At 52.2% G+C, this 18778-nt stretch carries 18 protein-coding genes and 1 tRNA gene; 15 read left to right on the top strand and 4 right to left on the bottom strand.

Going from position 1 to position 18778, the window contains the following annotated elements:
• Positions 1-13: 13 nt before the first annotated feature.
• Positions 14-511 (bottom strand): transcription elongation factor GreB, encoded by a 498-nt coding sequence (greB, locus tag E0F26_RS11590; protein ID WP_279241822.1) that lies wholly within the window; start codon positions 509-511, stop codon positions 14-16.
• Positions 512-620: 109 nt separating this feature from the next.
• Between greB and E0F26_RS11585 the strand changes: the two genes are divergently transcribed.
• From E0F26_RS11585 to E0F26_RS11545, 9 genes are all read left to right on the top strand, one after another.
• Entirely contained in the window at positions 621-1442 is an 822-nt protein-coding gene (locus E0F26_RS11585; protein ID WP_279241821.1) for a M23 family metallopeptidase, read from the top strand.
• A gap of 44 nt (positions 1443-1486) precedes the next feature.
• Positions 1487-1672 carry a Trm112 family protein gene (locus E0F26_RS11580; RefSeq protein WP_279241820.1) on the top strand — a complete coding sequence of 62 codons (186 nt, stop codon included), beginning with the start codon at positions 1487-1489 and terminating at the stop codon, positions 1670-1672.
• 5 nt (positions 1673-1677) lie between these two features.
• Positions 1678-2034: a histidine triad nucleotide-binding protein gene (locus E0F26_RS11575; RefSeq protein WP_279241819.1), complete on the top strand. Its 357-nt coding sequence runs from the start codon at positions 1678-1680 to the stop codon at positions 2032-2034.
• A 52-nt stretch (positions 2035-2086) separates the two neighbouring features.
• The gene (gene alaS / locus E0F26_RS11570; RefSeq protein ID WP_279241818.1) at positions 2087-4690 is read left to right on the top strand and encodes an alanine--tRNA ligase; all 2604 of its coding nucleotides are present in this window, start codon (positions 2087-2089) and stop codon (positions 4688-4690) included.
• A gap of 101 nt (positions 4691-4791) precedes the next feature.
• Complete coding sequence (locus E0F26_RS11565; protein ID WP_279241817.1) at positions 4792-6033, top strand: aspartate kinase; 1242 nt, start codon at positions 4792-4794, stop codon at positions 6031-6033.
• 42 nt (positions 6034-6075) lie between these two features.
• Positions 6076-6270: a carbon storage regulator CsrA gene (gene csrA, locus E0F26_RS11560; protein WP_279241816.1), complete on the top strand. Its 195-nt coding sequence runs from the start codon at positions 6076-6078 to the stop codon at positions 6268-6270.
• 185 nt (positions 6271-6455) lie between these two features.
• Complete coding sequence (locus E0F26_RS11555) at positions 6456-7289, top strand: TauD/TfdA dioxygenase family protein (RefSeq protein ID WP_279241815.1); 834 nt, start codon at positions 6456-6458, stop codon at positions 7287-7289.
• A gap of 139 nt (positions 7290-7428) precedes the next feature.
• A tRNA-Ser gene (locus E0F26_RS11550) sits at positions 7429-7519 on the top strand.
• Between the two features lie 426 nt (positions 7520-7945).
• Positions 7946-8653, top strand: coding sequence for a glutathione S-transferase family protein (locus E0F26_RS11545; protein ID WP_279241814.1), 708 nt, complete (start codon positions 7946-7948; stop codon positions 8651-8653).
• A gap of 31 nt (positions 8654-8684) precedes the next feature.
• Here E0F26_RS11545 and E0F26_RS11540 read toward each other — a convergent pair whose 3' ends face one another.
• Together E0F26_RS11540 and E0F26_RS11535 are read right to left on the bottom strand one after the other, a co-directional pair.
• Positions 8685-9560: an alpha/beta fold hydrolase gene (locus E0F26_RS11540; RefSeq protein ID WP_279241813.1), complete on the bottom strand. Its 876-nt coding sequence runs from the start codon at positions 9558-9560 to the stop codon at positions 8685-8687.
• Positions 9561-9589: 29 nt separating this feature from the next.
• Complete coding sequence (locus E0F26_RS11535; protein ID WP_279241812.1) at positions 9590-10126, bottom strand: TetR/AcrR family transcriptional regulator; 537 nt, start codon at positions 10124-10126, stop codon at positions 9590-9592.
• A 232-nt stretch (positions 10127-10358) separates the two neighbouring features.
• On the opposite strand from E0F26_RS11535, the gene E0F26_RS11530 reads away from it, so the two are divergent.
• Genes E0F26_RS11530 through E0F26_RS11520 form a run of 3 tightly spaced genes read left to right on the top strand, consistent with a single transcriptional unit; the run spans position 10359 to position 13219 of the window.
• Entirely contained in the window at positions 10359-11165 is an 807-nt protein-coding gene (locus E0F26_RS11530; RefSeq protein WP_279241811.1) for an SDR family oxidoreductase, read from the top strand.
• Positions 11166-11188: 23 nt separating this feature from the next.
• Positions 11189-12139 carry a VOC family protein gene (locus E0F26_RS11525; RefSeq protein ID WP_279241810.1) on the top strand — a complete coding sequence of 317 codons (951 nt, stop codon included), beginning with the start codon at positions 11189-11191 and terminating at the stop codon, positions 12137-12139.
• 18 nt (positions 12140-12157) lie between these two features.
• Positions 12158-13219: an NAD-dependent epimerase/dehydratase family protein gene (locus tag E0F26_RS11520; protein ID WP_279241809.1), complete on the top strand. Its 1062-nt coding sequence runs from the start codon at positions 12158-12160 to the stop codon at positions 13217-13219.
• Between the two features lie 67 nt (positions 13220-13286).
• On the opposite strand, the gene E0F26_RS11515 is transcribed toward E0F26_RS11520, so the two are convergent.
• Positions 13287-14834 carry an MFS transporter gene (locus tag E0F26_RS11515; RefSeq protein WP_279241808.1) on the bottom strand — a complete coding sequence of 516 codons (1548 nt, stop codon included), beginning with the start codon at positions 14832-14834 and terminating at the stop codon, positions 13287-13289.
• Between the two features lie 142 nt (positions 14835-14976).
• Here E0F26_RS11515 and E0F26_RS11510 point away from each other — a divergent pair, with 142 nt between their 5' ends.
• The 3 genes from E0F26_RS11510 (at position 14977) to E0F26_RS11500 (ending at position 18698) form a co-directional block, all read left to right on the top strand.
• Positions 14977-16149: an amidohydrolase family protein gene (locus E0F26_RS11510; RefSeq protein ID WP_279241807.1), complete on the top strand. Its 1173-nt coding sequence runs from the start codon at positions 14977-14979 to the stop codon at positions 16147-16149.
• Between the two features lie 50 nt (positions 16150-16199).
• A complete protein-coding gene (locus E0F26_RS11505) occupies positions 16200-17432 on the top strand; it encodes a DUF1254 domain-containing protein (protein ID WP_279241806.1) in 1233 nt (410 codons plus the stop codon).
• Positions 17433-17501: 69 nt separating this feature from the next.
• Positions 17502-18698 (top strand): 2-oxoglutarate and iron-dependent oxygenase domain-containing protein, encoded by a 1197-nt coding sequence (locus E0F26_RS11500; protein WP_279241805.1) that lies wholly within the window; start codon positions 17502-17504, stop codon positions 18696-18698.
• Positions 18699-18778 lie beyond the last annotated feature (80 nt).

The raw sequence follows: 18778 nt of genomic DNA, 5'->3' as shown, positions 1-18778 counted from the left end.
TGATTTGTTAGTGCTATTGATACGCGATCGCGTCAATAAACCACTCAGTTTCCTGCTCAGGCGTTTGCACAACGACGGTATCGCCTGCGGTCTTTCCAAGAAGAGACCGTCCAAGGGGGGAATCGCAGCTTAGAAGGCCCAGACTTAGGTCAAATTCATCAGGACCAACAATTTTAAATTCTTGTAACCGCCCATCGCCACCCTCGAGAGTGACTCGAGCACCAAAATAGACTTTAGAGGGGTCGGTTGGGGAAGTATCCACCACAGTGAGCTCGTCTAGACGTTTTTGAAGGAAACGCACGCGGGAGTCGATCTCTCGGAGCCGCTTTTTTCCGTAAATGTAATCGCCATTCTCTGAGCGATCGCCATTGAGCGCCGCTGCATGCACGACGGCCGTTACTTTAGGTCGCTCATCTTTCCAGAGCATTTTGAGTTCGTCACGCAGTCGCTGGGCTCCCTCCGGTGTAATGTAGGGTGAGCCTTTGGCACGGGGCGGGCGATACCGCGACATGAATGCTCCTTCTGTGTTTTCGTGGATGTCCTTGTAGATTTGAATGCCATGCTGCGCCATCATCTCTAATGAGCGAGTAAAGCAGATTCAAAGAAAATTAGGGAGTCACATGCGTCCAAAGCTGACCTTTATATTTTGCCTCGTTTTTGGCGTGAATCCCTTTGTGTCGGCGAGCGAGGGTTGCCCGGTGTTGGAGGGGAATTTTCAACCGGGTGGTTTGCTTTGGGGTAAGACAGAACCCAATGCACGGCTGGAATTCAATGATGTCCAAGTGCCCGTACTAGAAGATGGCACATTCCTGTTAGGTCTCGGGCGTGATGCGCCAAACAAGCTCGAGCTGCGGGTAAATGAGACGAGCCTGTGCCCTATCGAGCTTCAGACAAGGCAGTATCGTATTTCGCGTGTTGAGGGCGTACCGCAAAGAACCGTGACACCGCCTGAGGAGCAGCTCGTGCGGATTCGTGAGGAGCGACGGCGCGTTCGGTCCGCCAAAGCAAAGCGTGTAAAACGTGAGGAGTTCCTCTTCGCGGTTAAGTCGGGGTTAGCGTGGCCCGTGACAGGGCGAATCAGTGGTGTCTATGGCAGCCAGCGGTTCTATAACGGAAAACCGGGTAATCCTCATTATGGTGTCGATGTCGCTCGACCTACCGGAACACCTGTTCTGTCGCCCGGGCCGGGCGTTATCACACTGGCAGAGCCCGATCTTTTTTACTCAGGGGGTACCGTCATCCTCGATCATGGTTTTGGCCTCAGTTCTTCGTTTCTTCACATGAGTCGCATTGACGTGCAAGTGGGGGAGGAAGTGCGCACAGGTGATCCCATTGGGGCGATTGGCGCAACGGGTCGCGCTACGGGCCCTCATTTAGACTGGCGAATGAGTTGGTTCAACCAGAGAGTTGACCCGCAATTACTTGTACCGGCCATGCCCTGACACTGATTAGAGCGTATACTCAGCGCGCGCCAAAGGAGAAAGACGTGCTCGATAAAAAATTACTGCAAATTTTGGTTTGCCCTGTGACGAAGGCCCCGCTCGATTTTGACGAGGCAGCTCAAGAGCTCGTCTGCAAAGCGAGTGGACTTGCTTATCCGGTGAGAGACGGCATTCCCGTGTTACTCGAGGGTGAGGCGAGGGTGCTCACCGCAGACGAAAAGCTTGGGTAGTCGCTATGGAAGACACGATATTTGGAAAAATCACCCGGGGTGAAATTCCGACGGATTTTCTCTACCAAGACGAGCAATGTGTTGTCATCAAAGATATCTATCCCCAAGCGCCAACACACGTTTTGATTATTCCGCGGAAACCCATACCGATGTTGTCTGTGGCGGATGAGGAAGATCAAGCACTTCTCGGACACCTCTTAGTGGTGGCGGGTAAAGTCGCAAATCAGCTGGGAGTCGAGGATGCTTTTCGGCTAGTTATTAATAACGGAGAGGGAGGGGGTCAGACCGTCTTCCATCTTCACTTGCATATTTTAGCGGGACGCGACATGAAAGAAGGTGAGCTTGCTCAGGGCTTGAGCTAATAGTTGAGCTACTAGTCGACGTCCTCCAAAAAACATATTTAGAGATTTGACCATGAAAACCGCTGATATTAGAGAGGCTTTCCTTTCCTACTTTGAGCGCCAAGGGCATACCCGTGTGGACTCCAGTTCATTGGTTCCTCACGACGACCCGACGTTGCTATTCACTAACGCGGGAATGAACCAGTTTAAGGATACGTTTCTTGGGTTGGAGGTGCGTGACTACAACCGCGCAGTATCAAGTCAGCGTTGCGTTCGCGCGGGCGGTAAGCACAACGATCTTGAGAATGTTGGTTACACCGCGCGACACCATACGTTTTTTGAAATGCTGGGAAACTTCAGCTTTGGTGATTACTTCAAGCGCGAAGCCATTAATTTTGCATGGACCTTTTTGACGGAGGAACTTCAGCTTCCGAAAGATAAGCTTTGGGTAACGGTCCATATTTCCGATGATGAAGCGGCACAGATATGGGTCGATGAGATTGGTGTGGATCCCAACCGTCTGTCGCGCCTTGACGAAGACAACTTCTGGCAGATGGGCGACACAGGCCCCTGTGGACCTTCGTCGGAAATTTTTTACGACCATGGTCCGGATGTACCTGGCGGCCCACCGGGATCGCCTGATGATGATCTCGATCGATACATCGAAATCTGGAATCTCGTGTTCATGCAGTACAACCGCGATAGCGCGGGGGTCTTGAACCCTCTGCCGGCGCCCTCTGTCGACACCGGTATGGGGCTGGAGCGGATTTCTGCGGTACTGCAAGGCGAACACAACAACTACGATATTGATCTCTTCAAAGCCCTGATTGCCGCGGCGGCTGAGAAATTAGATGTTGAGGACCACAGTCACACGTCGCTGCGTGTCGTGGCTGATCACTTGCGTTCTTGCGCCTTCCTTATAACCGATGGCGTGCTGCCAAGTAATGAAGGTCGAGGCTACGTACTGCGCCGTATTTTACGACGCGCGATTCGCCACGGTAACAAACTGGGTGCCACTGAACCGTTTTTTGCGAGTCTCGTGCCGGCCTTGGTTAGTGAAATGGGTACCGCTTACCCTGAATTGGTGAGGCAGGAGGGTGCAATTATCAAAGCCCTTGCGTCAGAGGAAGAACAGTTTGCGCGTACTCTTGATAAGGGTATGGATATTTTGGAGCAGGCACTTGCTTCGCTCGATGGCAATCAAATCCCGGGTGATGTTGTCTTCCGCCTCTACGATACATTTGGTTTTCCAGTCGACCTGACCAATGACATTGCGCGAGAGCGAGGCCTTGAGCTGGATATCGAGGGATACGAAGCGGAGATGCAGGCGCAGCGCAAGCGTTCACAGGAAAGCGGCTCGTTTCAGGTCGACTACAACAACGTTATCAACGTGGCGGGTGAAACTGAGTTCTTAGGGTATGGCGACGTTGAGTCGACGGCGAAGGTTCGAGGGTTGTTTGTAGACGGGGATGCGCGAACGGCTATTTCCGCCGGTGATAGCGCGGTTGTAATCCTTGATAGGACACCGTTCTACGGCGAAAGCGGCGGTCAGGTGGGCGATACGGGATATATCGTCTCTGACAGTGCGAAGCTTGAAGTTCGCGACACCACCAAAGCACAAGGCCATCATTTGCACCATGTCGTTGTGATAGAGGGAGAGCTTGCCTCGGGTGACGAGGTAAAAGCAGCAATTGATGCTTCGCTGCGAACGCGAATCAAAGCCAACCACTCCGCGACACATTTAATGCACGAAGCATTGCGGCAAGTCTTGGGTGAGCACGTCCAGCAAAAAGGCTCATTGGTAGATGCCGATAAATTACGATTTGATTTTTCGCACTCTGAGGGACTGACTGCACAAGAGCTTCAGCAGGTCGCTTCGATCGTGAACCAGCAAGTGCAGAGTAATGGCGAGGTCCTTACGCAAGAGATGGATATGGAGTCGGCGGTTGCTGCTGGTGCGACGGCTTTATTTGGAGAGAAATACGGCGATGAAGTCCGTGTGCTCACCATGGGTACGGATCGATTTTCGGTAGAGCTTTGTGGGGGTACTCACGTCAGTAGGACGGGCGATATAGGCATTTTTCGAATTCTGACCGAAGCGGGCGTTGCCTCAGGTGTTCGTCGTATCGAAGCGGTCACGGGTGTCGGGGCGCTCGCGGATATTGCAAAAGCTGATCAAGCGCTCGCCGAAGTGTGTGACGTTGTAAAAGCGTCGCCCGCATTAGCCGCTGAGAAGGTTTCTAATCTCCGAAAAGAAGTCAGGGACCTCGAGAAGCAAATAACCCAGCTCAAGCAGAAACTGGCGACCGGTGCTGGCTCAGATCTTACGGAAGAGGCTGTGCAGGTCGGTGATACCAACGTCTTAGCCACCGTTGTTGACGGTGCAGATGCGTCCACACTCCGGCAAACACTCGATCATTGTAAGAATAAACTCAGCTCGGGCGTTGTGCTTCTCGCCGCTGTCGAGGGTGACAAGATTTCACTGGTTGCCGGTGTTACCAAAGATCTGACCGACAGGGTTCGAGCAGGCGATGTGATGAAGGAATTTGCAGGTCGCGTCGGTGGCAAAGGGGGCGGTAGACCCGATATGGCACAGGGTGGAGGCACCGATGTGAGCGCCCTGAAACCGGCGCTTGCTGACCTTCCCGAATGGGTTTCTGAACGGCTTGGCGGTTAGTCGCACAATGCGATATGAGCACTTTGCACGGTCATATCGCCTTTAAGTGATGGCGTAAACCGTGTTTAATACGCGACTTTTCGACGGCCCTTTTTCTTCTCATGGCACTTATTGTCCAAAAATTTGGTGGCACGTCGGTCGGCTCGATAGAGCGTATTGAAGCCGTAGCCGATCGTATTGCCAAACATCACGCGAGTGGTGATCAGCTCATTGTCGTTGTTTCTGCGATGTCGGGAGAGACCAATCGGTTGATCGGTTTGGCGAGTGAGATCTCAGACGAGCCTTGTCCCAGAGAACTCGACATGCTGGTTTCAACCGGAGAGCAAGTTTCGATGGCATTACTTGCCATGTCGCTTCAAAAGCGTGGGGTTGATGCCATTTCTCTCAAAGGCAGTCAGGTCGCGATAAAGACCGATAGCTTTCACAGCAAGGCCAGAATCAAAGATATCGACAGCACGCGGCTACACGCCGAGCTATCAGCAGGTAAGGTTGTCATTGTCGCAGGTTTTCAGGGCGTCGATGATCAAGGTGAGACCACGACACTTGGACGTGGCGGCTCAGATACCTCCGCTGTGGCGTTGGCAGCGGCGGTTAACGCAGCTGAATGCCAGATTTATACTGACGTAGATGGTGTCTACACAACTGATCCACGTGTCGTTGACGGCGCGAAGCGTTTGGATAGCATCACATTTGAAGAGATGCTCGAAATGGCGAGCATGGGGTCTAAGGTATTGCATCTTCGATCGGTCGAGTTTGCCGGGAAGTACGGTATACCGGTGAGGGTACTAAGTAGTTTCAAAGATGGGCCGGGAACGCTCATCTCCGTTGACGAGGACAATCTCATGGAAGCGCCCACCATTGCAGGCATAGCATTCAATCGCGACGAGGCAAAGCTGACCATGGTTGGCGTTCCTGACACGCCAGGCATCGCTTATCAGATACTCGGCCCAATCGGTGAAGCAAATATTGAGGTTGATGTCATTCTTCAAAACGTCGGTGATGAAGGAAAAACAGACTTTACGTTTACGGTTTCCCGTAACGATTTGTCGCGGGCAGAAGCGATATTAGAGACCCATATTTCTGAGCTGGGTGCTATGGAGTGGCGGTCAGACAGCAAGATTGCCAAGGTTTCAGTCGTGGGCGTAGGAATGCGCTCACACGCGGGTGTTGCGGCCACCATGTTCCGAGCTTTATCTGAGGTAGGCGTAAATATGCAAATGATCAGTACCTCCGAAATCAAAATCTCGGTCATCATCGAGGAAAAGTTTCTCGAGCTGGCTGTACGAGCGCTGCACTCTGCGTTCGGTTTGGACGCCGACGAGGCTGGAGATACTGACGCCTGAGGTGTAGGGTGACTCCGGGACTGACAAACAAGGACGTTAGTGATGCTGATATTGACCCGCAGAGTCGATGAGTCGCTTGTCATCGGTGACAACGTCACCGTGACCATATTAGGTGTTAAGGGCAACCAGGTGCGCATAGGCGTCGATGCGCCCCGTGACGTCACTGTTCATCGTGAGGAACTTGCCCAAAAGCAAGGTCGTGGTGAGGCGTCACAGTCACAGGATCCAAGCGACTGAGGTCCTAACGTAAGCTGATATATCGGGTAATGGCATCTCAAAAAAAGGTACTGTGCACCTAATTCAAGTGCCCTGCACCGCCACACTGGGGTCGTTCCAATCTGCAACCTTTCCATTCCCTATGCGTGTCGTTTACGTACTCTGCACGCTTGGTTATTCTGGGTCGGGATGACTGAGAATAAGAAATGATGACGACTTCAAATATCACTGTTTCACCCCTGACGCCCGCAATTGGGGCGGAGATTGGCAATGTCGACTTGGGGCAGGTGACGGAGCAAGAAATAGCTGATATCCGCGCTGCGTTACTCAAATACAAAGTGGTGTTTTTTAGAGAACAAGCGCTGTCGCAGGCACAGCACATTAGCCTCGCAAGATGGTTTGGTGAACTCGAAATCCACCCGGCAACACCTCGCTCTCAGTCCAATCCCGAGGTCCTGCATATCGCTCATGGCCCTGAATCTAAAGGGCAAGAAAACTTTTGGCACTCCGACGTGACTTGGCGTGAAAAACCGTCACTGGGCTCAATTCTAAAGGCGGTAGAGGTGCCCGCGGTGGGGGGGGACACCCTGTTCGCCAATATGGTTTTGGCCTACGAACTTTTGCCCGAAAATATGAAAGAGGCAATAACAGGGCGAGTCGCCGTTCACGATATTGCGCGGGTCTTTGCTCAAAGACTCAATAAGTCTGCTGAGGAGTTGCGCGAGCGTTATCCCCCGGTGGAGCACCCAATTGTGAGGACACACCCTGAGACGGGCGAGTCTGTTTTGTACGTGAATACGGCTTTTACCAGTCATATTAAAGGCATGGACAGAGACGAGAGTTCAAAGTTGCTGCGCACCCTGTATCTAACGGCCGCTAATCCCGAAATACAGTGTCGATTCCGATGGAAAGAGGGCTCTTTGGCTTTTTGGGACAATAGAGCCTCGCAGCACTTCGCAAGTTCAGATTATTTTCCGCAAGTGAGAAAGATGGAGCGCGTAACGATCGCTGGTGATCGGCCCTTTTGGCGTTCACCTTAAGAGATTCGTTGCTCGGCATTTTGTGGGCTCGAGATATCGCAATTCGTATCGATTGTGATATTCTCGCGCGCTTGTTGAGCGATGCCCTTAAACCGGGGGTTTCGCAGCGTTATTTTAACGACGACACGCGCCAGAATACGGAGAAGTGGCCGAGTGGCTGAAGGCGCTCCCCTGCTAAGGGAGTATACGTTAATCGCGTATCGAGGGTTCGAATCCCTCCTTCTCCGCCACTAATAAAAAAGGGACTCGCTGAGTCCTTTTTTTATCCTGCTCAATGGTGGGTTGGAAAAAAGTTATCGCGCATCACCCGAAAGCGACTGGCTATAGCCCGCATGCACTGGACCTGACTGTCTTCATTTATGTCGAGTTTTCTTGTAGCCAACAAACGCGCCAAAGAAAAATCCAAGAATCACTCCACCCGGTCCCAAAATAAATATTCCCCATAACGGGCCTTGATTGGGTTCAGAGCCGATCAGTAATCCGATCAGTAGTGGTCCGAAGAATCCGACAACAAACCCTGTACCTCCGAGCAAAAACGCAGTGCCAGCGCAGTACCCTAAAATGATGGCTAACCGTTTCAAATAGCTCCTTAAACACTCACTCGGGTGCGTTTCCTCTGCTATTATAGATTTACTATAAAAAGGATGAGTGTAGCAATGATACTTTACAGCGGTGATTTAAGTCCTTACAGCGCAAAAGTGCGCATGCAAATTTACGCTATGGGGGTTTCTGATGACTTTAGCTTCGAGTTGCCGGTGGTTCAATTTTTCTCCGGGAAGCTGAAAGAGGTATCTCCTATAGGGCGAATTCCTATTTTGAAAACCGACGAGGGTCTTATTCCTGAGTCAGAGGTAATCGCTGAGTATATTGACGAGTTGTACCCGCAGCAGTCACTCGTCGGTAACACGCCTATCGAGCGTGCGAATATTCGAGTATTGAGCCGAATCGCAGACACTTATCTGATGGACAATATTTTCCTGGCGCTTGGTCAAATGCGGGTGCCAGAGCCTAATCAAGCGATCATTGATCTACTGACCGCTCAAGTCGTACGCGGTGTGACTGCTCTGGAAGAATATCTTACGGCCGATGGATATGCCGCCGGAGGCAGTGAACTCACTCGCGCAGACTGCAGTCTAGTTCCCGCGCTCTATATGTGTGACCGGACACTGCCTCGACTGGGTATCAGTAATCCTGTTTTGGGACTGGTGAAAACCGAGGCTTATTGGGGTCGGATACAACAGAATGAGCATGCAGCGCGCGTTATAGCTGAAATGGATCGCGGTCTTAAAGCGCGCCTTGATGGTTCAGAGCAACGTATGGTGGCAGAGGCGATGAAACAGGCGGCTGCCCGGAGCGGATCCTAAATAGAGGAAACCACCTTGATTCTCATGATGTTCAGGCGCTTAGAAAATCGCTTAACGTCTTGTTCGTGATCTCAGGCACTTCCAGCATGGGTGTGTGCCCGACGCCTGGCAGAATTTCAACTGACAGCTGGGTCGCATAGCGGTGTAGGTCATCAATGAACTGGGGAATGAATGTTTGATCCTTCTCACCCCAGATCAGCAACGCGGGCACATCTGTCTTCGCATCTCTTGACGGCCAGAAGTCAGCATCGGTAATGCCACCTAGAGGCGGAATATTGGCCCGATACCAATTGATACCACCGTCAATTGCACCTGGTTGGGCGAGGCCTATGCGCATGATTTCGTCATGCTCTTTGGTGTAGTGGGGGCGGCCTCTAAACGGCGCGTAAGCCCGTTCCCAGACGCGTGCAGCCCCATTTTCTGTCATTGACGTGTGGAGTTCACCCTCTCGCATTGACCACATGTAACTGGAGCGGCGTTGTTGCTCGCTGTTAGAGGCGAGTAGCTCGATGAGCTGGTTCGCGGGCGGCGCATTGATCGCAACAACCTTGTGCAATCGATGAGGGTAGTGCTGAGCATACGCCCAGACTAACGCACCACCCCAATCGTGCCCTACGAGGTAAAAGGGCTCATCGCCATGAAGGTGTTGCGCGAGTTCATCGATCTGAAGCGCGAGATTTTCCAGTTTGTAGAGTTCGATGTTGGCTGGCTTCGACGACAAGTTTACGCCCGGTCCGTCAATGGCAACCACCCTAAATTGCGTTTTGAGTGCTTCAATTTGCGGGTAAAACGAGAACCAAAACATGGGGAAGCCGTGGTACAGAATCAGAAGCGGGCCGGCACCCGCTTCCACAAAGTGAAGGCGGCACCCACCGGTTTCGAAGTAACCGTGTTGGTAGTCTTCCATGGTTAGTTAAACGTCCCTCAAAAATCGCACTAATGCGCGCGATGTGCTTCGAATCCCGCTTTAATAAAGTTAATCGTTGTCTCGACGGAATTGTGGCGATCGATACCGTACTTATGCGCAAATCTTGCCGCGGAGAGCGATGCTGCCGATGCCATAAGCGCGAACATTGCCGCCGTCTTTTTACTGACGTTGAGGTTACCTGCGATGGTCGAGACCAGCATTTTTTCCCGTATTTCACGGTTCTCGGACACGTCCGCCTCAACCGCTTCCGCGATATCTGGCTCAGAAAGCAGCAGGTTGATGACGCTTTCTTCGACACACTGGTCGTAGTTCATTGAGACGTATACACGCAAAACTGCATCCAAGGTGTCAGCGCCATTTAAAGATGCATTCAAGCCAGTTACTAGGCGTGTAAATTCACGACGAAGAAGCTGTTGTAGCAGCGCTGTTCGCGATGAAAAGTAATGAAAAAGAAGCGGTTCACTCACCTCGGCTTCGACCGCGAGCTTCTTTATTGAGAACAACTGCAGTCCGTGCGCAACGACCAAGTTTTTCGCAACATCCAATATCTGATCGCGTCTAGCGTCGGGACTTAAGCGAGTTCTCTTCGGGGCGTTAGTGGCTCTTTTTTGCGACATAAATAGGGTTGTACATGAAACAACGTGATACCACCACTTTATCAGAGGCAATACCTAATAGTTGCGATGATACCCCTAACCTCTATGGCATACTCAATGTGGTCGATGGGTTCGAAAGGTGAGCCTGCAAAAAGGCCTATAAGAAGGAAGAATAAGGACATTGGACAATAAAACTATCTTTATTACGGGTGCGGCGAGCGGCATTGGTAAGGCTACAGCGTTGCTGTTTCACAGCCAGGGGTGGATTGTAGGTGCTTGCGATGCGAGTCGAGACGCCTTGGACGTGCTGTCCAATGAGTTGACAGAGCGCTGCCCCACGTACTGTGTGGATGTTCGTAATTCAAGCGAGCTTGAGGCTGCGATCGCAGACTTTTGCTCGCAGAGCAGCGGTCGGTTAGACATCATGTTCAATAACGCGGGCATTGCAATTGGTGGGTATTTTGAGGACTTACCAATGCAGAAGACGCGGGACATGGTCGACATCAATCTAGTGGGTGTTCTCAATGGTTTTCATGCGTCGATTCCCTACTTAAAAAACACCAACGGTGCGCTGTGCATCAGCACGTCTTCGTCGGCCGCAATCTATGGCGCGGCAGGAATGGCTACTTACACAGCGACCAAGTACGCCATAAAGGGGTTTACGCACGCTATGAGTGTCGAACTCTCGCGACTCGGTATTCGTGTGGCAGACGTCATGCCAGGGATTATCGATACGCCTTTATGGGCCGGTGCACGCTATAAGAATGGAGAGGTGGCCGGTACCTACGAAAAGATACCGAAGTTGAATGCAGATCTAACCGACGAGAGGAGAACCATTGCGCCTATCGAAGTTGCGAGAGCCGTTTGGAGCGCCTATCACGGTGACCGCTTGCACTGGTATGTGCCCGAGGAGCTCGAGCGCAGCGATAAGGCCACCTCCGCCGACTACCAAAAGCGGCGAGATGAGCTTTTGAATACTCGAAAATAATACATAAGCGAGGACACAGCGTTGTGAGTAGTGGTCAATCTGAGTTAAGCACGTCAAGCGTTATCGGCATCCACCACGTTGGTATGTCAGTCAGCGATTTAAAGGCATCGGTTGAATTTTATTCAGAAGCCCTCGGTGTAGACCTGCATAGCACGCCCGAAACGATGCAGATCGAGGACGGCAGTCTGGGGTTCTCAACGCCGAGTAGTAGCGCTGTACTGGCATTCCCCAATGGTTATTTGAAGCTCTCTGAGTACGACCGATCTGATCTTCCACCTTCTGCCGTCCTGCCTGTAAAAGGACCGGGCATCACGCATGTCTGCTATCAGTCGCCGACCTCCCAAGATATTTATCAGCGTCTAATGGATGGGGGCGCTACGTCGGTTAGTCGCGGAGAACAGCCCGTTCATTTGTTAGGGCAGGGCGTCTACTACGCGTACGCCAGAGATCACGACGGCATCATGTACGAAACCGAGCACCTCGATCACACGCCATTTGAGGGGCCTATTTGGTTCTCACATGCAGCGTTGGTATCGCCCGATCTTGATCGTTTGGTTGAGTTTTATTCTCTTTTGTTTGATGCCAAGCCCAATCGACGGACGGATCGGGCATCCGGGCCTCGGTTTGACGAGGTTGCCGGGTACGACAATGTCATGATCCGAGCCGCTTGGTTTGATATTGGCAACATGATTTTGGAGATGTGGCAATTTGTGAATCCAGTGACGCCGGAGCCTCAGCGAACGGCAGCAATCGAAGATCTCGGGTACAACAAAGTTGCTTTTGAGGTCTCGGATCTACAAAAAGAATATGAGCGTTTGACGGGTCTGGGTGTCGCATTTTTATCGTCGCCCGCTATGTCTGTTGATGGTTGGGAGGTCTGTTTAAGAGACCCTGATGGCAATCTCATCAGTTTGATTCAACCAAAAACACAAGACGATTTTTCCGTTAGTCATTTAAAACAGAAAACGTGGTAGCGATAAGGGGGGAGACTCATGGCGCCAATTCCAAAGGGTGGCACTGTAGCCGTAACAGGAAGCGCTGGCTTTATTGGTGGCTGGGTCGTCAAACAGTTACTGGATAAAGGTTATCGTGTTCGCGCCTGTGTCCGCGACGTTTCTGATGAAGAGAAGACGGGCTTTTTAACGTCCATGCCCGGTCATGCAAGTGGCCGCCTGACCCTGCACGCCGCGGATCTTGACACGCCGGGATGCTTTGATGAGATATTTCAAGGGTGTCACGGCGTTGCGCATCTCTCGCACGTGTCCAGCTATGACGATGAAGGCTATGTGAAACGTGTTTGTGATCACATCATCGACAGTGTCAATCGATCCGGTTCGGTCAATCGTGTGGTGGTCACTTCCAGCATAGCCGCCGTCATCTCAGAACAAGATATGCAGGAGCTCGTGCGACGGCCGGTTCTCTTTGAGGGCCGGTACCCCGATGAGCAAAACCCAAACCGTACGACGGCGCGTGGTCAGGGATACTCTATAGGCAAGGTCATTGCTGAACGTGCCTTTTCCGACGCGGCTCATGCGAGTGGACGATGGGATGCAATCACCTGCTGCCCTGGCGACAACGTGGGACCTATCTTGGCACGCCATCAGAAGGAGCGAGGGCCCTGGCAACACCATATCGAGACGATGCTGCTCGGTCGTTACAGTCAAAATATCGTGGGGGCCTATCGTCCTTGGTATACGGTCGACGTGCGCGATGTGGCTGAGGCGCACATCCGGATGCTCGAGCGAGATGGTTTGAAGAATGGGGAGCGGTTTATTGCGTGGTCGACGGAGACCCGCAATGTGGAAGATGTGTGCGCGAGTATTGATCGGCTCTTGCCCGAGTTGGGGTTTGCGGGCGCGACGTTAGTTGATCCATTGCCCGACAAGGTTAAGGCCCGAGAAGCTCAATTTAGAGCTATATGGGGCGGATGTGAGCTGCGAAATGATCGAATTAAAGATGCCTTGGGCATGGAGTTTCGGTCGCTCGACGAATCTATTCGCGATTGTGTTGAATCGCTGATTACCATTGGCGGTGTGCAACCGGTCCTCAAGTAGGTCGGCTGAGGCCGCGCCCTCAGTGCGGGAGCGCCGTCTGTCTCAACGTCCTGTACTGCGTTATTGCTCAGGCATCGAATCCCGTATCGTTATCGGATAGGCGGGCTTCCATTTCTGGCCTTTTTTGATCAGATCGCGATTCACTATTACGTTTGTCTAATTCGGCGACTATTGCTCGGTGTCGCGCGGCGGTGAGGTCATAACGGCTGTACACAAACACCGCTATGACCGCTGAGACCGCCATAGCGGGGCCCGCAACGATGCCCATTCGCGTGAGTATGGCCTCCTCTAGTTGGCCAGGCACAGCCTCGAAAGGTAGTCGGACGTAGAGATCTAAGGCAATGCCTGCAAATAGGTGGCCTACAGAATAAGAGGCTTTTGCAAAGAAGGCGCGAGCGGAGAAAAACAAACCGTCTTGTCGAAGCCCCGTGGTGAGTTCGTTTTCATCGATAAGATCGCCAATCATGCCCATGATCGCCACCCCTCCAACGCCAATCGTCAGGGCGAATGCGCCAGCATTGGCGATAAGAATGGGGAGTAAATTCTCATCGTGGTTGGCGGGCAGTAATCCAAGAAGCCTAAGATCAATCACTAATTGCGCAAAGATGGTCATGAAAATCAGCGCTGTCACAATGACTGGCTTACGATCGAACTTTTTCTGAAGCACTGGCGAGGCGAGCGCCCCGACGATAATCATGGGTAAGGCTATGAAGCCAAAGTATTTGATCTCTTCGGGAGCAAGCTCCCAGAAATACGTATTTATGAAGACGTTAAAGGTGTCATAAATTCCGCTCGTGATCATGAAGAAAAAATAGCCGACCATGAGAATGAGGTAGTTGCGGTTTTTGAAGGTGCCAAGAATTTCTCGAAAGAGCATGATGATGGTGAATCGCTCTGTGGGTGCAGGTGCCTCGGTCAACCGTTCGACATGCTTGAGTGTCAGTAGCGCACACCCCCAAACGGCGATGACGATCGCAGCGCAGGCACAGATGACCATGGGTCCATAGGCGGCTGGGTCGAGGTGACCGGGTACCAGTTGCCCATCGCTTGCTCGTACTCGCTCTCCTGCAAAAAAATAACCCCAGGTGGAAATCGCCACGAGTGCACCGGATGCAGCACCAATCATCGTATTGGCGCTGAACAGTTGCGAGCGTTGAAACTGGTCCTTGGATAGTTCACCGCCTAGCGCAAGGTGCGGGACACTGTACAGCGTTAGAAATGCCCGACTTAAGATGGTGGTTAGGGCCAGCCAGAGAAACAAACCGAGCTGGTGGCTGCCCTCAACGAGGCCCTCGGGCGGATTAAAAATACAGTAAACCATTAAGGCAAGTGGCACAGGCGCGACAAACATGAAGGGGTGTCTGCGACCATATCTTCCACGCCACCGATCAGAAAGTATGCCGACAACAGGGTCGGTAAGCGCATCGCCCACGAGGGCCAGCATGATGGCGATACCGATTAAAGTATTCGATAAGCCTATGACTTGATTGTAAAAAATGGTGATAAATGTGTTGAAAAGCCCCATGTAGACAGCTTCCGCCATCGCGCCGGAGCCAAAGGCAAGCTTGGTTCCAAAGCTCAGGCGCAGGCTGCCTGCTGTGTCTGTGTTGTTCAAAATGAAGACCCTTAGCCAAGACCCTCGTCACACCAAAATGACGATGTTCTCGAAAACTTATTATTGTCAGACTTTAATAAAAGCGTTAGCTTACAGACAACAATGGTCAATTGCATTACTTACCGACATTAGCGAGGTCCTTATGTCACACAAAGAAGGTCGAATTATTCACGATGCTGACAGTCACATTATTGAGGCTCGTGGTTGGCTTGAAAGCTATGCGTCTGAGTACGTTAAAAATAACTTGGAGACGGGAGCGTTTGATCTAAACATGTCAGCGCTGGATCCCCTCATGAACGCGGCTAACAAACGTTTAGCTGGCGCTGATCCGGACCTGACCGAGGCGCTTCGTTCAAATATTTTTGCGCACCCCGGCAAGCGTAATATGTGGAGTGCTTATGGCGCTGTCGAGAAAGTTGAGCGCAGTGCTGCGTTGGACATCATGGGTGTCAGCTCGCAATTGATCTTTCCCTCGGTGGGTGCTGCGCGGTTTGCGCGCTCAAGCGATATGGATGTGGTGTACGGCGGTTGCGATGCACTTAATCGTGGAATGGCAGACTTCTGTGCGGATGATCCACGACTACTTTCAGTGGGCTATCTGTCCTTGCGTGATCCTGAGCGTGCGCTTACATCGCTCAAACTTGCCTTGGATTTAGGGGTTAATGCGATTTGGATAGGGAGTGACGCGGTTGAAGGGAGAGCACCATCGCACATCGCCTACGATCCTCTCTGGTCGATGATGCAAGATGCGGGTGTGCCCGTCACACTGCACATTGGCAGCGGTCAAAATATGCCATCGGTGTACATGAACACCGGAGTGGAGCGTGTGCTTGAGGGCAATATTGGTAACATCGAGACAACGAAGCCAAAAGATCTTCCCGTGGTCCACCACAGCATCGAGCGCTGGATTACCTGCATGATTTATGACGGTGTATTAGAGCGTTTCCCTGAGCTCAAAATCGGGATCATTGAACTGGGTGCCAATTGGGTTCCCGCTACGTTGATGAATCTGGATATGGGTGTCTCGCTGTTAGGTAAATTTGATCAAGGGCTGAAAAAGCTCTCCATGAAACCCTCGGAGTATTTTCAGCGGCAAATTCGTGTGGCGCCTATGCACACTGAAAATACCGGATGGATTCTTCGAAATGTGGGTAAGGATATTTTGATGTTCAACACCGACTACCCTCACCCTGAGGGTGGCAGTGATCCCTATGGCGATTTTGAGCGCAGTTTGGACGCAGTTGAGCCCACTAAAGAAGAGCTCGATCGGTTTTATCGTTGGAATTTCGAGGACTACCTCGGTCTCAGGGCTTAAGTTGTGAGTCGATGGGGTGAGGGAGCTGTTTATGGCGGCAGGTTTGTCCTGTGAGTGAGTCGCCAAGAAAACCGGTGTCGCCCGCTGCAGAACTTTATTTGTGGGGATTTCCCACCGTATCAGTGCACCGCACTCGACTCATGCTGTCGTCTCACCATGACACCGGTACCTTGCGCCACATTGAGTCCTTGGCGACACCGAGCGATAAAGCCATCGTGGCCATTAACAACGACACCTTGTACTCATCGGGGTGGTACGACTTATCGTACGGCGATGTGATGATCGACGTCCCACCCATGGATAAGCCCGATCGGTACTGGAACCTTATGGTGGTCGATGCGTATACCCATGTTGCCTATGTGTCACGTCGGCACCACGGTGTGTCGGGGGTGTCTGCTCGCGTTACTTTCGACCCAAAAGCCGAACCACTGGATGACGGAGCCACCACAATTCGACTGGGTACACGGACGGCTTGGATCATTATTAGAGTTCTAGTCGAGTCCCCAGAAGACGTCGCTCAAGCGAGAGTACTACAACGACAATTCAGTGTTAGACCTGCCCCTGACCACCCACATATTAGAATGGAGCCTGCGGGCCGCGCTGCAAAAATCGCGGAGTCGGGCGCGCCATTTTTCACGGAACTCAGAGGCTACGTCGCGCACTCGCCCCCGGCGCCATGGCACCCAGCCTTGTCCCCCGCCGCTAAGGCAATATTGGATGACCCGTCGTGTTTAACGGACGCCGAGTTAGAGGCAGGTATTCAAGAAGCAGAGACGTTGATTAAGTCCGGTAGAACCACCGATACGGTCTTTCAAAATGGCTGGAGTACAGGCAGGGCTGCGGGCGGCCCCGGTGATGATATTTTGAAGCGGGCGGTGGGCGCCAAATTCGGACTTGGGGGGCATTATGCGGTCGAAAATAGATCGTATATGGCGTTGTCGGACTCCCAACGAGGGGCATTGAGTGGGAAGCACGAGCTTTGTATGAAGTTTGATGCCGACAACTTACCGCCGTGTGATGCCTTCTGGTCACTGACCGCCTATGGCATGGACCTCTACCTCGTTGAAAACGAGATTAACCGTTACTCCATTGGTGATCGAACCCCCAATTTGCACCGCGATGATGATGGGGGGCTGACGGTTATCTTGTCTGCGCAAAGACCTCAGCGGGCTGGAAACTGGCTGCCAGTACCCGACGGTCCCTACATGCTTGGGATGCGCGTTTACGAAGGACATTCCTCGGTGCTCGATTGCGATTGGTTTCCTCCACCTCTGACTCGTTAAGCGCGCAATTTAGGTTTAAGCTCTGCGATTGGATCGAGTGCTAATGAGATAATAAGTGCAGGCGCCCCCATGAACTCAGAGACATTGAACGAAATTCCAACAGTCGATTGGCTCGACCTCAACGCGGATCGTGACAAGTTCATGAGCGATCTGCGGTACGCGCTGTCGGAGTGTGGTTTTTTGGTGCTCAAAAACGCGCCAGGACTGGACGATGCATTCCAGCAGAAAGCCTTTCAAGAGGTTCGTCAGTTTTTTGATGCGCCCATGGACGTCAAGAAAACCGCACATATATCGAACACGCCGTATTTTCGAGGTTATACGCTACCGACGCCTGCCGATCGTGGCCAAGGGCAAGTTATTGAAAATTTCCAATATGGGTTTGAGCAAGCGCCTTTGTGCGCGCACGACGATGCGTCTCAACCGATTCACAAGCGACTTTTTGTCGGTCCTAATACTTGGCCCAAAACAGATTCAATGCCTGAATTCAGGCCACTCATTGAGCAATTAACAGAGGTTTATCACCAGTTAACGCATCAACTGGGCGAACTCATTGTTGAATCTTTGGGTGAGGACCCAGCCGAGTTTCGGCGTTATTTTGATCTTGAAGAGCCATACCTTGCGGCGAGCCTCAATCATAACTATAGCCTTGAGGTTTTCTCTGATGAGGCAAAAAAGGCGGTTCGCGACTCGTATGCGCGATTCGACGCGGATAATGTCGGTGCGCACATTGACGGCCCGCCTTTCATTGCGCTGTTGATTAATGACCGTCCGGGCCTGCAGGTGGTGGCGGGAGAGGGTGATTGGGTGAATGCGCCCGTTACCTGTCGAACCGCTTCGGGAGAGTACGATGTGCCTGTCATTGAGGGGTCGGTTATCGTGAATACGGGTGGTACGCTCATGCATCTGAGTGAGGGGCGATACGCGGCGACATTGCACCGGGTCAATACGTTGTTGATTCCAGAGGGCGAAACACGTGTCTCCATGCCCTATTTTTTGCTGCCCAAAATGGAGGGTGACTTAGTGCCTTTTGGGAGATCAGCGGCCGATAAATCCGGTGCCGCTGGTTACGAAGCGGGACGCGACCGAGGCGCCAACGCCTGTGTTAACCGCATGGGAACTTTTCCACAGGTTACACGTCGATGGTGGGTTGATGAATTTGAGGCCTTGAGCGAACAGCAGCGCAAGGAGGTCGAAGCAGAGACGCAAGCCGCCTTCAAACTTGCCTCAGAGCGCGGTAAGCGCTTCAAAGCGCGGTCTTCGAACTAGCCAAACTAAAATACCACCTTGGAACTTTCCGAACGGTGTGGAGGCGCTTTCACTCCTGGGTTAGCCGTTTAGTGAGCATC

The sequence above is a fragment of the Candidatus Paraluminiphilus aquimaris genome (assembly GCF_026230195.1).
GTDB lineage: Bacteria > Pseudomonadota > Gammaproteobacteria > Pseudomonadales > Halieaceae > Luminiphilus > Luminiphilus aquimaris.
Note: the sequence above shows the minus strand (reverse complement) of the source record. Positions and strands in the feature narration are given on the sequence as shown.